Genomic DNA, 12,436 nt, shown 5'->3' with positions numbered 1-12,436 from the left:
GGCGTTTTACCCGAGGAGACCCCATGCAACCACTACAAGCTGGCAGCCCCGCCCCCGATTTCTCCCTGCCCGACCAGAATGGCAATCAGGTCAGCCTCGCTGGCCTGCGCGGCAAGAAGGTGCTGGTCTATTTCTACCCCAAGGCGATGACTCCCGGCTGCACCACCCAGGCCTGCAGCCTGCGCGATGTGAACGCCGAGCTGGCCGCCCTCAATGTGGTGGTGCTTGGCATCAGCCCGGATCCGGCCAAACGTCTGAAAAAGTTCGAAGAGCGGGACCAGCTCAACTTCACCCTGCTGGCTGATGAAGACCACGCCGTCGCCGATGCCTTTGGCGTCTGGGGCCCGAAGAAGTTCATGGGCAAGGAGTATGACGGCATTCACCGCCAGAGCTTCCTCATCGACCAAGAGGGCAAGATTGCCCACCACTTCGACAAGTTCAAAACCAGCGATCACCATCAGGTGGTGCTGGATTTCCTCAAGGGATAATTTTCCCCCTTCATCCTTGAAAGGCCTGCCACGCAGGCCTTTTTTGTCTGGCCAGCCGCCCCTTGCCAGCGGATTTTTCTCACCAACTCCCCCGCCCCAGATCAAAAAATTCATTTTATATATGAGTTAACGTGGCTCCAGAGTCATCTTCCAGCGAGATATCCCATGAACATGAGCAACACAGAGCGTTTGATCCTGAGCAACCAGTACGAAATTCTGGCGAAACTCAATCCGGAGAAAGCGGGCTTCTACCAGCGTGCCAGCACCATTATCGAGCGCGGCTACTGCCTGCAGATCCTCGAACTGGAGAAGAGCTTCGGCCATCTGGATCTGGCTACCTGCCAGGAGGTAATCGACACCCTAGAGCTGCACCACGCACTGGCCATCTCATGGGGCAATCTGGATGCCGCCGATCAGGGCGAGATCAACGCCAGCCGTCTGGAGTTCAACGGCTACAGCCGCAGCCAGGAGCGTGAACTGGCTGACTACGTCTGCTTCCTGCTGGAGGTGGACAAGCGCTTCCCCGAGCTCAAGTGCCCGTGCGACGAGCTCTCCAGCGACATCGCCATGCGCGACAAGTACCAGCGGATGCTAACTGTATGGCGCCAGTGTCCCCGTCAGTACAAGCTCTCCATTCAGGAGATCCGCAAGGTACTGGCAGCGTGATCCGCACACCGGCCGCAACAAAAAAGGCGCCACTGGCGCCTTTTTGCATCTGAAACGGGTTATTCGTAGAGAAAGGATTTATCGAGCTGCTGGAAGGCGGCCTTGAGGGTATCGGCCAGCTCTTCATAGCGCGGCTGAGACACCAGCTGACGACGGCCACCCTGCTCGTTCATCTTGCCGTTGATCTCCCGATACCAGCTCGCCAGCGACGGGGGTAAACGGGTGTCGGCACGCTGGCCGAGCCAGTAGTAGCCCTGCAGCGGCAAGCTGAGCAGAAACAGCACGGATGTGATGACGGAGGGCCAGTAGTGCAGCTCGCCAAACTGGAACTGCAGCATCACGCTCAGCACCGCCAGCGCGGGGATCACCTTGAGGGCGAACTCGGTCGCCTTGATCACCCGATTTTCAGGAAACATCGAATTGAGCTCGGGACGGCGCGGCCAAAGCGTCATATAATGGCGGCCTTGCTGTAACTTAGTTCCAAAAATGTTCATGCTCATACTACCTCCGAGCGCTTTTTGAACGTACTAACGGCAAAACCTCGACAAAATTTGATGCAAAGTAACAAAGGTTGAGGATGACTTTGTTATTTTTCAACAATCGGGTTATCCTTTGTACGCCCATTTTTGCGTCAAAAGCTTCTTGCTATTGACCTGTCAGGGACGTCTGGATTTCGGGTCTTGTATCACTATACAAGGGGCAAGCAACAGATTGCCAACCCTCATAAGGATAAGTTGAAAGTTTTTGGCCGCACCGCGTCCAACGCATCCGCCTACACAACCCAATCTGCGATAGGATTTATTCATGAGTAAGCTGGTTCTTGTTCTTAACTGTGGCAGCTCTTCCCTGAAGTTTGCCGTCATTGACGCAACCACCGGTGATGACCTGCTGTCCGGCCTGGCCGAGTGCTTCAACCTCGACGATGCCCGCATCAAGTGGAAACTGAATGGCGAGAAAGGCAGTGCCGATCTGGGCGCGGGTGCCGCTCACCAGGAAGCGCTGGACTTCATCGTCAACAAGATCCTGCCGCTCAATCCGGAACTGTCCAAGAACCTGATCGCCATCGGTCACCGTGTTGTTCACGGTGGCGAGCGCTTCACCTCTTCCGTTGTCATCTGCGAAGACGTGATTGCCGGCATCGAAGCTGCTGTTCCGTACGCACCTCTGCACAACCCGGCTCACCTGATCGGTATCCGTGAAGCTCGCCGCGTATTCCCGGCGCTGGCTGACAAGAACGTGGCCGTATTCGATACCGCGTTCCACCAGACCATGCCGGAAGAAGCCTTCCTGTACGCCCTGCCGTACAAGCTCTACAAAGAGAACGGCATCCGTCGCTACGGCGCTCACGGCACCAGCCACTACTACATCAGCCTGGAAGCTGCCAAGCAGCTGAACAAGCCGGTTGAAGAGCTGAACATCATCAACTGCCACTTGGGCAACGGCGGTTCCGTCTGCGCTATCAAGAACGGCAAATCTGTTGATACCTCCATGGGTCTGACCCCGCTGGAAGGTCTGGTGATGGGTACCCGCTCCGGCGATCTGGACCCGGCCATCATCTTCTTCCTGCACGACAAGCTGGGCATGAGCGTGGCCGATATCAACACCATGCTGACCAAAGAGTCCGGCCTGCAGGGTCTGACCGAAGTGACCTCCGACTGCCGTTTCGTTGAAGACAACTACGACAGCAAAGAAGAAGCCAAGCGTGCTATGGACGTTTACTGCTATCGCCTGGCCAAGTACATCGGCGCCTACGCTGCCGCCATGGACGGTCGTCTGGACGCCGTTGTTTTCACCGGTGGTATCGGTGAAAACTCCGCCCCGATCCGTGAAATCACCCTGAACAAGCTGGGTCTGCTGGGCTTTGACGTTGATCACGACGCCAACCTGAAGGCTCGTTTCGGCAAGGGTGGCGAGATCACCAAGGCTGGTTCTACCAAGGCCCTGGTTATCCCGACCAACGAAGAGTGGGTTATCGCCCACGACGCGCTGGAACTGGTCGGCGCTTAATTGACGCAGTAACTCGAGGCCGCCCACCAGGGCGGCCTTTTCCTGATCCCAAAAAATGAACAAGGGGTATAAAGTGGCACGCACTATTATGCTTATCCCGGTCGGCACTGGTGTCGGCGTAACTTCCGTGAGTCTGGGCGTTGTTCGCGCCATGGAGCGTCACGGTGTCAATGTCAGCTTCTTCAAACCGGTTGCCCAGCCGCGTCCGGGTGAAACCGGTGCCGAGCGCTCAACCGCCGTTATCCGCGCTGCTGCCAACATCAACCCGCCCGAGCCCTTCACCCTCTCCTACGCCGAGAACATGATCAGCTCCAGCAACACCGATATCCTGCTGGAAGAGATCGTTGCCCGCTTCGAAGAGCACGTGAAATCCAGTGGTGCCGAAGTGCTGGTTGTCGAAGGTATGGTGCCGACCGACAAGCAGCCCTTTGCCAACAAGCTGAACTACGACGTTGCCAAGGCGCTGGACGCTGACATGGTATTCGTGACCCACCCGGGCCATGACTCCAGCCAGAAGCTGAAAGAGCGCATCGAACTGGCCTGCTCCAACTTCGGTGGTGTCAACAACCCCCGCATCGTTGGCTGCGTGATCAACAAGGTTGGCGCGCCGGTTGACGAGCATGGCGTAACCCGCCCTGACCTGACCGAGATGTTCGAAGCCCATCACCACGCTTCTGACGCAGCTCACAACCTGGAAGTGCTGCAAGTGTTTGGCAAGAGCCCGCTGCGCATCCTGGGTTGCATCCCCTGGAACACCCAGCTGATCGCCCCGCGCGCCAAGGATCTCGCCAAGCATCTGGCCGCCAAGATCCTGCACAAGGGCGAGCTGGACAGCCGCCGCCTGCAGACCGTGACCTTCTGTGCCCGCTCCATCCACAACATGGTCGAGCACTTCCGTCCGGGCAGCCTGCTGGTGACCTCCGGCGACCGCTCTGACGTTATCGTCTCCGCCTGCCTCTCCGCCATGAACGGCGTCAAGCTGGGCGCCCTGCTGCTGACCGGTAACTATCATCCGGAGCCGCAGGTCATGGCGCTGTGCCAACAGGCTATGGCCACCGGCCTGCCGATCATGATGACCGGTACCAACACCTGGCAGACCGCCGTCAGCCTGCAGAACTTCAACGTCGATATTCCGGAAGATGACCGCGAGCGTATCGAGCTGGTGCAGGACTATGTGGCTGGCCACATCGACAAGCACTGGATCGAGTCGCTGACCGTCAGCTCTACCCGTTCCCGTCGTCTCAGCCCGCCGGCATTCCGTTATCAGCTGACCGAGCTGGCCCGTCAGGCCAACAAGCGTGTCGTGCTGCCGGAAGGCGACGAGCCGCGCACCATCAAGGCTGCCGCCATCTGTGCCGAGCGTGGCATTGCCCGCCCAGTGCTGCTGGGTAACCCGGAAGAGATCCGTCGTGTTGCCGAGCAGCAGGGTGTAGTTCTGACCGATCGCGTCGAAATCATCGATCCGGCCGTTGTGCGCGAGCGCTATGTGCCGCGTCTGGTCGAGCTGCGCAAGAACAAGGGCATGACCGAAGTGGTTGCCCGCGAGCAGCTGGAAGACAACGTGGTACTGGGTACCATGATGCTGGAGCGCAACGAAGTGGACGGCCTGGTATCCGGCGCGGTGCACACCACTGCCAACACCATCCGTCCGCCGATGCAGATCATCAAGACCGCTCCGGGCTCTTCCCTGATCTCCTCCATCTTCTTCATGCTGCTGCCTGACCAGGTGCTGGTCTACGGTGACTGCGCGATCAACCCGGATCCGACTGCCGAGCAGCTGGCCGAGATCGCTATCCAGTCCGCCGACTCTGCTGCCGCGTTCGGCATCGAGCCGCGCGTCGCCATGATCTCCTACTCCACCGGTACCTCTGGCGCCGGTGCCGATGTAGAGAAAGTGCGTGAAGCGACCGAGCTGGCCAAGGCCAAGCGCCCCGACCTCATCATCGACGGCCCGCTGCAGTACGATGCGGCCATCATGGAGAACGTGGCCAAGTCCAAGGCACCGAACTCACCGGTTGCCGGTAAAGCCACCGTGTTCGTGTTCCCGGATCTGAACACAGGTAACACCACCTACAAGGCGGTGCAGCGTTCCGCTGACCTGGTCTCCATCGGCCCGATGCTGCAAGGCATGCGCAAGCCGGTCAACGACCTCTCCCGTGGTGCCCTGGTTGACGACATCGTCTACACCATCGCCCTGACCGGTATCCAGGCTGCCCAGGCTGACGAACAAGCTTAATCAGCTCTAGCCTGAAAAAACCGATCACAAAGGCTGCTCACCCCAGGTGAGCAGCCTTTTTTCTTAGTTCTCTTTTGAAGACCAGTGAAACATGCCATCAGCGCAGTGTTGCACAGAATAATGCCATGTGATGTGCCAGAAATGTCTCGAGCGTAGCGCCGCGGGAAAGCGTGCCCGCCACCTTAAAGATGTATCTAAAATAGATTCAAGATCATAAGGTTGGATATATGAAGGCATTCATAGCGAAGCGCTTATAGCAAATATTTCGCCATCGGCATGAGGATTTGACCTGTTAGAAATAGCAGTGAAAAAGACCCGTTCGATACGCTATTCATCAATGTGCCACTCGGCAATATCCACATCATGGAGGAATGGAAATGCTGATGAAGAAGCTCTCTGCAGTTATGCTGCTGGCCTGCTTGCCCCTGTTCAGCCAACCTGTGCTGGCCGTAGATAAGGCAGCGCCCAAGCAAACAACCACAGCCGAGGTCGCCAAGGAGTCCGGCAAGCTGAATATCAATACGGCCACCCTTGCCGAACTCACCAGCCTGAAAGGGATTGGCGACAAGAAGGCACAAGCCATCGTCGACTATCGGGAAAAACAGGGAAAGTTCACCTCGGTCGATCAGCTGGCAGATGTCAATGGCATTGGCCCAGCCACGCTGGAAGCCAACCGTGACATGATCATCGTCAAATAACGTCCGAGCTCTGCATATACGAATGGGGTAGCCTGTGGCTGCCCCATTTTTCTTGGAGTATCATGGCCACACTTTAATCCCGCTGGATAGTTTTCCATGAAAAAGACTCCTCTGACAGTTCGCAAGGCCGTGCTCCCGGTAGCCGGTCTGGGTACCCGTATGCTGCCAGCCACCAAGGCCATCCCGAAAGAGATGTTGCCGGTGGTCGACAAACCGCTGATCCAGTACGTAGTGCGCGAAGCCATCGCCGCCGGGATCAAAGAGATCGTGCTGGTCACCCACTCGAGCAAGAACTCCATCGAAAACCACTTCGACAAGAGTTTCGAACTGGAAGCTACCCTAGAGAAGCGGGTCAAGCGTCAACTGCTGGAAGAGGTGCAACAGATCTGCCCGAAAGACGTCACCATCATGCACGTCCGTCAGGGTGAGGCCAAAGGTCTGGGCCACGCGGTGCTCTGCGCCCGCCCGCTGATCGGTGACAACCCCTTCGCCGTGCTGCTGCCGGATGTACTGATTGATGAAGTGGCCAGCGACCCGAAAAAAGACAACCTGGCCGAGATGGTACACATGTTCGAAGAGAACCAGATCAGCCAGATCATGGTGGAAGCGGTTCCCGAAAGCGAAGTGGACAAGTACGGCATCGCCGACATCAAGGGCGAGGCCCTGAGCGAGGGGATGTCCCTGCCGATGCAGGCCATTGTCGAGAAGCCACCCCGTGACGAAGCCCCCTCCAATCTGGCGGTGGTGGGTCGTTATGTCCTCTCCTCCAATATCTGGCCGCTGCTGGAGAAGACCCCGGCCGGTGCCGGTGACGAGATCCAGCTGACCGATGCCATCGCCATGCTGATGGAGCAGGAGCAGGTCAACGCCTACTTCATGAAGGGCAAGAGCCACGATTGCGGCAGCAAGCTCGGCTACATGAAAGCCAATGTGGAATATGGTGTGCGCCATCACGAGCTGAATGGTGAATTCATCGGCTGGCTGAAGCAGTTCGTCAAGCAGTTGTAATCGCTGATAAATCTGTTTTTTATAGACGTATTTAAGGAGCATCAAATGATGCTCCTTTTTCATTTTTGCAACAAAAAATCAATCAAGAGTAAATAAACTCTCAGCAAATCATAATGTTGTAATTTATTCACACATGCTCTATAAGGATTGAGGCGTGTTTCTCGCCCTTGCATAAAAAACTCAAATAAATATAAGACACAGGTGGAAGTTCCAATGAATAACCCGTCAAAAGGGACCTTTTTAGGTCACCCTAAAGGGCTTTTTTTGCTCTTTAGTACCGAACTGTGGGAGAGATTCTCCTATTACGGCATGCGTGCCGTGCTGGTGCTCTATCTGACCGACCTGACTGCCAACGGCGGTCTGGGCTGGAGTCAGGCAGATGCCCTCAAACTCTACGGTATCTATACCGGTCTGGTTTATATCACTCCGCTGATCGGCGGCTGGCTGGCTGACACCTTCCTGGGTCAACGTCGCGCCATCCTGATCGGTGCCGTACTGATGGCCGCAGGTCAGTTCACTCTGGCACTGCCCCACGCCATGTTCCCGGATATGGTCAACACCATGTTCTACGCGGGCCTCGCGCTGCTGATCGTGGGTAACGGCCTGTTCAAACCGAACATCTCCACCATGGTGGGTGACCTCTATGAAGAGGGCGATCACCGCCGTGATGGTGCTTTCACCATCTTCTACATGGGCATCAACCTGGGTTCCCTGCTGGCAGGTGTGATCTGTGGTGCTGCTGCCACCGCCTACGGCTGGCAAGCAGCCTTCGTCGGCGCCGGTATCGGTATGCTGCTCTCTCTGGTGATCCAGGCCACCATGGCCCAACGTTTCCTGGGTGACATCGGTCGTGTCACTGCCGCCCAGCGCGCAGCAGCCCTGCGTACTACCGAGCAGAAAGCACCGCTGACCAAGCAGGAAGTGGATCGCATCAAGGTTATTCTGGTACTGGGTCTGTTCACCATCATCTTCTGGGCCGGTTTCGAGCAGGCCGGTGGTCTGATGAACCTCTACACCCAGGAGTATACCGACCGCATGATCGGCAGCTTCGAAGTGCCGACCGCTTGGTTCCAGTCCCTGAACCCCTTCTTCATTATCACCCTGGCACCGGTCGTTGCGGCCATCTGGATCAAGCTAGGCAAGAAAGAGCCGAACTCTCCGGTGAAATTCGCCATGGGTCTGCTGTTCCTGGCTATCGGCTTCCTGTTCATGGTTGGTGCCGTGCTGCAGCAAGGTGGTGACAACACCGTCAAGACCTCCATGTTCTGGCTGGTTGGCGCATACCTGTTCCACACCCTGGGCGAGCTCTGCCTCTCCCCGATTGGCCTCTCCATGGTGACCAAGCTGGCTCCGCTGCGTCTGGCCTCCCTGATGATGGGTGCCTGGTTTGGCTTCGTTGCCTTGGCCAACTACGCTGCGGGCTTTATCGGCTCCTTCGTAGGTGAAGCCGGTCCGATCGCCATCTTCGGTGGCATCGCCCTGGCTGCGATACTGAGCGCCCTGATCCTGCTGACCATGGCCAACCGCCTGGTTTACTGGATGCACGGTGCCGAAGGCCCGGCCAAAGAGCCGCAAGCGCAAGAGAAAAAACTGCATTCCGCCACCGTCTAAACGGTCAGGATTGCAAACAACAAACAGGGCGCCCATCGGCGCCCTGTTTGTTTTAGCCTGTTTATCAGGCGGCATCAGTGATGACGAACCTGCACATCCAGCGAGCCGCCGCTGTCGCTGCGAAACTGCAGGGCGAACGGTTCATGCCAGCTACGTTTGTGCAGGGCGTAGTGGCTACTGCGCATCAGGCCAAGGGGCAAGCCACCGGAGCGCATCAGCCAATGGGGAGAAGTGAGCCCTGCGTTGGCAAACACCAGCCCATCATGCTGATCAAACAGCAGCGCCGCCATGGCAAAAGAGTGGCGAAGCCCGGACGCCATCAACTGATGGTTGAGGTAGTCGAGCAACCGGTGCGGCTGGCTCAGCAACCGGCTCTCGTTCTGCTGAAACTGGCGGTAGGGGACATTCATCAAGGATCGCACCAGCGCACCACAAAATGCCGCATCCGTCCCCATGATCGGCAGCTCCATCACCAGCACCAGCAGCTTATCTTCCACCTTAAAGGTATCGGGAATAAACAGCTGCCCCAGCCCCTTGAACGTGACCTGCCAGGGGCCCCACTCCTGCAAGCCCGGCGGCTTGAGCCCCGCCAGCAGACGGCTGGCCGCCTTGTCGTGGACACTGAAATAGTCGATGTGATCCATCAGCTCCAGCTGCTGCGCCCGGTTGGCGCTGCCGTTGAGACACTGTTCGATACTGCGCTCGACCAGCGCGTAATCCTCAAGGGGTTTGAGCAGATAGTCCCGCGCACCGGCACGCAAGGCGCTGGCGACTGCCTCCATGGTGCTCTGGGCCGAAATGACGATAACCGGAATATGGGGATAGCGCGCAGAGAGGCAGGCGATCACCTCGTGGCCATCCATATTGGGCATATTGAGATCGCAGAGCACCACATCAGGATGGTAGAGGGCCGCCGCCGATAGCCCCTCAATACCATCTTCGGCCTGAAACACCGTTGCCCCGTCCCGTGCGAGGTAACTCACTAACGAGTGGCGAAAAACGGCCTCGTCCTCCACCACCAGGATCCGTAGCCCGGCTTTTGACATCTTGATAAAGCTCTTATTAGTCAATTGGTTATTTAGGTATTAAGACTAGCTCAAAAGTGTGGTCAGCGCGGAAACCCTGCGTCAAAAGTAGACCTCGATCATACGATGGCATCAAGAGAACCCTATCTGCCCGCGCAGCTCTATTCGCTCGGGTGGCCCCACGACTACGACCGCCATCCGAATTGTGCAAGTGGGCGCCATAAGGGATAATGCCCCCCACTCCAGCTCATAAAGAAGACCATGACCCCAGCCGAATACAGTGCCCTTGCCCACCCAAGATTGTCCCATCCGGCCCGCAGTCTCTATACCCTGCAGCTGCGCCGACTGGTGCTGGAAAATCAGGCGGCAAGGCTCAACTATCCCGAGCTGGGTCGGGCGCTGGCAGTGGTCGATCCGGGAGATCCCTGCGGCTTTTCGTTTCAGGTCAATGCCCGCCAGCTCACCGAGCTGTTCGATGAACTGATGGAGGCGGGCCTGCTGCAAGTCGAGGCTCAGCCCGAGAGTGAGCACTACCATCAGTGCCCGTTCCAGTTGCCACTGCTGACCCAGAAATTGCGCAGCCCGCTGCCGGAGCGCCCCTTCCAGATGCATCTGCAATGGCGTCCGGACGAAGAGCTGCCCGCCCTCGCCCGTCTGTGCGGGGTGATCGATGCCAGCTATAGCGAAGAGGATCTGGGGGAGTTTATCGCCTACTGGCTGGGGCGCCCCGAGGTGTTCGACTCCCAGCATCAATGGATGCTCAAGTTTATTCGCGCCCTCAAGACCCGCCGCTATACCCGTCGCAAACCGATGGAGGTGCAGGGCTACCAGCAGGTGACGCCGGCACCGGCAGAGTCGGGCCCCAGCAAACGGGCCCAACAGATGATTGAAGAGGCCAAGCGACTGGCCCAACAGCAGACGCAAGAACCCGCAGCGCAGCAGGAGCCGGATAATGATTGATAGCGGCCCCCGCCTGCAGGCAGAATCAACCCCTTGTCTACCCATCCCTGATCGAGCAGAAGGAGCATTCCATGACTGACCCGCAAGATCCCCTGCGCCAGGAGCTGGAAGAGATCGAAGCCAAGCGCCAGAAGATCGCCAAGGCCAAGCAGGATCACCGCATTCACGACCCGGAATTGAGCCGCCATGTGGGTGGCCTGCTGGAGCGCATTCGTCGCCTGCAACAAGAGACCGGTGGCGGCCAGTATGACTACGAGACCCTGCGCAAGGAGTACGACGCCAAGGCCAACGCCGAGGTGCGCGAGCTGCAGAAGGCAGCCCGTCAGGAGCGGATCCAGAAGCTGATCGCCCAGGCCGACCTCAACCCTGACTGGGTATTTGACAAGATGGATGCCGGTGACCCGGCGCTGCAATACCCCATCGAAACAGCCCGTTACTTTATCAGCGGCTTCGAGCACTGGGAGAAGAGCGGTGGCGGCTGCATGCTGATCTACGGCGACTACGGCACCGGCAAGTCAACGCTGGCGGGAGCGGTGGCGCATGAGCTGATCGCCCGTCACCAGAAATCGGTGATCTTCCAGCAGTGGGCCTCCATCGTCGATCGGCTGTTCTTCAACGTCATCCCCGACCAGGATGAGCGCAACCAGTACCGCCGCGCGCTGGAAGAGGTGGATCTGCTGATCATCGATGAGGTATCGGCCAACCGCGCCAAGATGGCGGAGAGCCAGTCCAGCTTCCTCGGCCACCTGCTGCGCCGCCGTCGCAACCTGTCAAAGAGCGTCATCATCATCACCAACCACACGCCCCAGACCCTGCATCAGGCGATCGGTGATTTCAGCTATGAAGCGATCAAGGCATTCAATCCGGTGGATATCCACCTGAGCGGTCCCAGCCGTCGCCCCGGCATCGGCAACTACAACGGCTGATCCCTCTCAAAGAGTGCGAGTCGCTGGCGGCTCGCACTCTCTCCTCCCTGTCAGCTCACAAATAGAAACAACTCTCATTTACAGCAAGCGAACAAGCCACTAGGCTAGCCCCTTTTGCCAAGGGAGCTCATCTATGCCAACCACACTGATTTTCGGAGCCAGCCGCGGGCTCGGCCGCGCCTTTACTTATCACGCCCTGAGCCAGGGTCACCGGGTCGTTGCGCTGGTGCGCAGCCCCGAGATGGCCATGGAACTGAGTGCGCTGGGAGTTGAGGTGATCGAAGGGGATGCGCTGGATCCGGCTGCGGTGCAGCAGGCATGTGCTCTGGCAGGGCAAGATGCACAGGTCGTATCTACACTGGGCAGCTTCCGTCAGGCCGCGCCGGTGGACTATCAGGGCAACCGTCATGTGATCGATGCCATGGAGCAGGCAGGCCTGAAACGGCTGCTGCTGGTCACCTCCCTCGGCTGTGGCGACAGCTGGCAATATCTGCCGCAGCGGGCCCGCGCCGCCTTCGGTCACGAGGTGCGTCTCAAGAGTCTGGCGGAGAGCTGGCTGCAGACCAGCGCCCTCGCATGGACCATTCTGCGCCCGGCGGGCCTGCAGGATGGCGACGCCACCAGCCGCGCCGAGCTGAGTCAGGGCAAGGAGGTACACGGACTAGTACGCCGCGCCGATGTGGCCACCCAAGGGCTGCGTCTGCTGGCGGATGAGCCTGCGGTGGGGCAGATCTACGCCATCGGGGATCCCACGCTCCAGCGTGGCTAAAACAGCAGTACAACTGCTTAACCCCACCACATAACAAAACGG

At 58.3% G+C, this 12,436-nt stretch carries 12 protein-coding genes; 10 read left to right on the top strand and 2 right to left on the bottom strand.

What is annotated here, in order from left to right:
- The first annotated feature begins 23 nt into the window (after nucleotides 1-23).
- Together bcp and ACTG2J_RS03685 are read left to right on the top strand one after the other, a co-directional pair.
- The gene (gene bcp / locus ACTG2J_RS03690; protein WP_439988997.1) at nucleotides 24-488 is read left to right on the top strand and encodes a thioredoxin-dependent thiol peroxidase; all 465 of its coding nucleotides are present in this window, start codon (nucleotides 24-26) and stop codon (nucleotides 486-488) included.
- 165 nt (nucleotides 489-653) lie between these two features.
- The gene (locus ACTG2J_RS03685) at nucleotides 654-1,154 is read left to right on the top strand and encodes a YfbU family protein (protein ID WP_439988999.1); all 501 of its coding nucleotides are present in this window, start codon (nucleotides 654-656) and stop codon (nucleotides 1,152-1,154) included.
- A gap of 59 nt (nucleotides 1,155-1,213) precedes the next feature.
- Here ACTG2J_RS03685 and yfbV read toward each other — a convergent pair whose 3' ends face one another.
- Nucleotides 1,214-1,654, bottom strand: a complete 441-nt coding sequence (yfbV, locus tag ACTG2J_RS03680) for a terminus macrodomain insulation protein YfbV (RefSeq protein WP_005339116.1) — start codon at nucleotides 1,652-1,654, stop codon at nucleotides 1,214-1,216.
- A gap of 304 nt (nucleotides 1,655-1,958) precedes the next feature.
- Between yfbV and ACTG2J_RS03675 the strand changes: the two genes are divergently transcribed.
- The 5 genes from ACTG2J_RS03675 to ACTG2J_RS03655 all read left to right on the top strand — a co-directional run bounded on the left by ACTG2J_RS03675 (nucleotide 1,959) and on the right by ACTG2J_RS03655 (nucleotide 8,714).
- A complete protein-coding gene (locus ACTG2J_RS03675; RefSeq protein ID WP_005349210.1) occupies nucleotides 1,959-3,161 on the top strand; it encodes an acetate kinase in 1,203 nt (400 codons plus the stop codon).
- A gap of 55 nt (nucleotides 3,162-3,216) precedes the next feature.
- Nucleotides 3,217-5,397 carry a phosphate acetyltransferase gene (gene pta, locus ACTG2J_RS03670; protein ID WP_005339119.1) on the top strand — a complete coding sequence of 727 codons (2,181 nt, stop codon included), beginning with the start codon at nucleotides 3,217-3,219 and terminating at the stop codon, nucleotides 5,395-5,397.
- 377 nt (nucleotides 5,398-5,774) lie between these two features.
- Nucleotides 5,775-6,095, top strand: coding sequence for a ComEA family DNA-binding protein (locus tag ACTG2J_RS03665; RefSeq protein WP_115521677.1), 321 nt, complete (start codon nucleotides 5,775-5,777; stop codon nucleotides 6,093-6,095).
- Nucleotides 6,096-6,191: 96 nt separating this feature from the next.
- Nucleotides 6,192-7,103: a UTP--glucose-1-phosphate uridylyltransferase GalU gene (gene galU / locus ACTG2J_RS03660; protein ID WP_005339121.1), complete on the top strand. Its 912-nt coding sequence runs from the start codon at nucleotides 6,192-6,194 to the stop codon at nucleotides 7,101-7,103.
- Between the two features lie 213 nt (nucleotides 7,104-7,316).
- Nucleotides 7,317-8,714, top strand: coding sequence for a peptide MFS transporter (locus ACTG2J_RS03655; protein WP_005339123.1), 1,398 nt, complete (start codon nucleotides 7,317-7,319; stop codon nucleotides 8,712-8,714).
- A 74-nt stretch (nucleotides 8,715-8,788) separates the two neighbouring features.
- On the opposite strand, the gene ACTG2J_RS03650 is transcribed toward ACTG2J_RS03655, so the two are convergent.
- Nucleotides 8,789-9,760: a response regulator gene (locus ACTG2J_RS03650; protein ID WP_439989000.1), complete on the bottom strand. Its 972-nt coding sequence runs from the start codon at nucleotides 9,758-9,760 to the stop codon at nucleotides 8,789-8,791.
- Between the two features lie 240 nt (nucleotides 9,761-10,000).
- Here ACTG2J_RS03650 and ACTG2J_RS03645 point away from each other — a divergent pair, with 240 nt between their 5' ends.
- The 3 genes from ACTG2J_RS03645 (at nucleotide 10,001) to ACTG2J_RS03635 (ending at nucleotide 12,394) form a co-directional block, all read left to right on the top strand.
- A complete protein-coding gene (locus ACTG2J_RS03645; RefSeq protein ID WP_005349201.1) occupies nucleotides 10,001-10,699 on the top strand; it encodes a DnaT-like ssDNA-binding domain-containing protein in 699 nt (232 codons plus the stop codon).
- A gap of 71 nt (nucleotides 10,700-10,770) precedes the next feature.
- The gene (locus ACTG2J_RS03640; RefSeq protein WP_439989002.1) at nucleotides 10,771-11,625 is read left to right on the top strand and encodes a DnaA ATPase domain-containing protein; all 855 of its coding nucleotides are present in this window, start codon (nucleotides 10,771-10,773) and stop codon (nucleotides 11,623-11,625) included.
- Nucleotides 11,626-11,758: 133 nt separating this feature from the next.
- The gene (locus tag ACTG2J_RS03635) at nucleotides 11,759-12,394 is read left to right on the top strand and encodes an SDR family oxidoreductase (RefSeq protein WP_439997203.1); all 636 of its coding nucleotides are present in this window, start codon (nucleotides 11,759-11,761) and stop codon (nucleotides 12,392-12,394) included.
- Nucleotides 12,395-12,436 lie beyond the last annotated feature (42 nt).

This window comes from Aeromonas sp. 6P (genome assembly GCF_051919525.1).
Classification (GTDB): domain Bacteria; phylum Pseudomonadota; class Gammaproteobacteria; order Enterobacterales; family Aeromonadaceae; genus Aeromonas; species Aeromonas veronii.
Note: the sequence above shows the minus strand (reverse complement) of the source record. Positions and strands in the feature narration are given on the sequence as shown.